The sequence below is a fragment of the Kitasatospora sp. NPDC007106 genome, assembly GCF_040634455.1.
GTDB classification, from domain to species: domain Bacteria; phylum Actinomycetota; class Actinomycetes; order Streptomycetales; family Streptomycetaceae; genus Kitasatospora; species Kitasatospora arboriphila.
Genome location: NZ_JBEYFP010000944.1, coordinates 1 through 2,135, shown reverse-complemented (window position 1 = coordinate 2,135; position 2,135 = coordinate 1). Strand labels below are relative to the sequence as shown.

At 72.7% G+C, this 2,135-nt stretch carries 4 protein-coding genes; all 4 read left to right on the top strand.

Annotated elements, in window-relative coordinates:
* The first annotated feature begins 130 nt into the window (after positions 1–130).
* The 4 genes from ABZ641_RS34300 to ABZ641_RS34285 all read left to right on the top strand — a co-directional run bounded on the left by ABZ641_RS34300 (position 131) and on the right by ABZ641_RS34285 (position 2,074).
* Positions 131–604, top strand: coding sequence for a hypothetical protein (locus ABZ641_RS34300; RefSeq protein WP_344624675.1), 474 nt, complete (start codon positions 131–133; stop codon positions 602–604).
* A 136-nt stretch (positions 605–740) separates the two neighbouring features.
* Positions 741–1,208 carry an SRPBCC family protein gene (locus tag ABZ641_RS34295; protein WP_344624674.1) on the top strand — a complete coding sequence of 156 codons (468 nt, stop codon included), beginning with the start codon at positions 741–743 and terminating at the stop codon, positions 1,206–1,208.
* Complete coding sequence (locus ABZ641_RS34290; RefSeq protein ID WP_344624673.1) at positions 1,205–1,543, top strand: helix-turn-helix domain-containing protein; 339 nt, start codon at positions 1,205–1,207, stop codon at positions 1,541–1,543. Before ABZ641_RS34295 ends, ABZ641_RS34290 begins: the two co-directional genes overlap by 4 nt.
* A 90-nt stretch (positions 1,544–1,633) precedes the next feature.
* The gene (locus ABZ641_RS34285) at positions 1,634–2,074 is read left to right on the top strand and encodes an SRPBCC domain-containing protein (protein WP_359988244.1); all 441 of its coding nucleotides are present in this window, start codon (positions 1,634–1,636) and stop codon (positions 2,072–2,074) included.
* The last annotated feature ends 61 nt before the right edge of the window (positions 2,075–2,135 follow it).

Sequence of the window (2,135 nt, the reverse complement as noted above, 5' to 3'; positions counted from 1 at the left end):
GGCGGCCATGACATCTGTCACGTCCCCTTGCTGACACACCGTCGCTACCCGCGGGCGGGCCGCCCTGGGAGAGTGGTGATCATCGCGGGGGCGAACGGCCCCGGCGGGGGACGACACCACGGGGGACGCCATGCAGAGCACCGCCACCGACACCACCACAACGACCGGCACCGCTGCCGGCGCCGGTGCGGCCGCCGAGGTGCTGCCCACGGTCGGCGAGATGCGGCTGCCCGCCTGGTTCTTCGGGTTCGAGGGCGTCCTCGCCGGCGCCTTCGACCTGCTACGGGCCTTCCCGTCCGCCTGGCCCGCCCTGGTCGTCCTCGCGGCGGTCAACATCACCGTCTCGCTCACCCTGCTGCGCCGGCGGCTGAAGCTCGCCAAGCTGCTCTGGCGCGGCAAGGGCACCCGCAAGGTGGCGTTCGCGCTGGTGGGCCTGCGGATCGGCACCCACGTCCTGCTGGGCGTCCTCGGCCTCGCCCTGACCTCCGCGCTCGGCCACGTCCTGATGGCCCTGGTGATGGCGGGCATCACCGTCGGCCTGCTGGCCTACGTCCAGCGGACCGCGCTGACCGCCCTGGTCGCCGCCGGCAAGGTCACCGCCTGAGTCCGGGCCGCAGCCCCGCCGACCCCGGCACCCCGCCGACCCCGGCACCCGAATCAAGCAACCAATGGTTGCGTATTCGCCGGGGTCGTCGTAGGGTTATCTGCAACCAAAGGTTGCGAATGGAAGGAGTGGCGGCATGGAGGAGTACGGCAGCATCGAGCGGGAGATCCAGGTGGACGCCCCGCCCGAGGTGGTCTACGAGGTCATCAGCACCCCGGAGCACCTGCGGGAGTGGTGGCCCGACGAGGCCGAGCTGAAGCCGGTGCCCGGCGGGACCGGCGTCATCACCTTCGGGGACGGCTCCTCGCCGGACGCCAAGGTCGAGCAGCTCACCGTGGTGGAGGCCGACCCGCCCCGCCGGTTCTCCTTCCGCTGGGTGTACGACGGCCCCGAGGCCCCCGCGCCCGGCAACTCCCTGCTGGTCACCTTCGACCTGGTGCCCGCCGGCGCGGGCACGCTGCTGCGCTTCAGCGAGTCCGGGTTCCGGGAGCGGGGCTGGGAGGCCGCCGTGCTGGAGGAGGCCTACCGCGACCACGACAGCGGCTGGAACCACTTCCTGCCCCGTCTGGTCGGCTACCTCGACCGGCTGGTGGCCGCGCCGTGAACGCCGTCATCGACGACGAGCTCTGGTCGGCGGTCGGCGACCCGATACGCCGGCGCATGCTCGACCTGCTGCTCACCGAGGGCGGCGGAACGGCGACCACGCTGAGCGGCCGGCTGCCCGTCACCCGGCAGGCCGTCGCCAAGCACCTCGGCGTGCTCGACCGGGTCGGCCTGGTCCACGCCACCCCGTCCGGCCGGGAGCGCCGCTACGAGGTGGACGAGGCCCAACTCGCCCGCGCCGTCGCCCAGCTGTCCTCCGTCGGGGCCGCCTGGGACGCCCGGCTCAGCCGGATCAAGCGGATCGCCGAAGCCATCCACCGCAGCCAGGAGGGCTGAGCCCCTCACCCACGAGGCGCCGCCGGTCCGCGGCGGCGCGGTCCGATCGCGCCCGAACACCGGGCGCCCACACCGAAACGAGGTGTCGACATGTTCGACATCCTGCACAGGATCGGCGTCACGTCGTCCCCCGAGGCCGTCTACGACGCCCTCACCACGATCGACGGGCTGGCGGGCTGGTGGACGGAGGACACCACTGGCGACAGCGAGGTCGGCGGCGTGGCCCGGTTCCGCTTCCTGCCCGGCGGATTCGACATGAAGGTCCTGGAGACGAAGCCCGCCGAGCGGGTGCTCTGGGAGGTCGTCGACGGCCCCGAGGAGTGGATCGGCACCCAGGTCCGCTTCGAGCTCAAGCAGGAGGACGACTACACCATCGTCCTGTTCCGGCACCTGGGCTGGCGGGAGCCGGTCGAGTTCATGTACCACTGCAGCACCAAGTGGGCGAGCTACCTGCTGAGCCTCAAGAAGTACGTCGAGACCGGCACGGGCGACCCCGCCCCGCGCGACGTCCAGATCAGCAACTGGCACTGAGCGGCACCGCGGCCGCCCGCCGGACCTGCCGACCGGGGCCCGGCGGGCGGCCCGTCGCGGG

Coding starts and splice junctions, on each gene's coding strand:
- ABZ641_RS34300 (WP_344624675.1), top strand. CDS start 131: ATGCAGAGCACCGCCACCGACACCACCACAACGACCGGCACCGCTGCC.
- ABZ641_RS34295 (WP_344624674.1), top strand. CDS start 741: ATGGAGGAGTACGGCAGCATCGAGCGGGAGATCCAGGTGGACGCCCCG.
- ABZ641_RS34285 (WP_359988244.1), top strand. CDS start 1,634: ATGTTCGACATCCTGCACAGGATCGGCGTCACGTCGTCCCCCGAGGCC.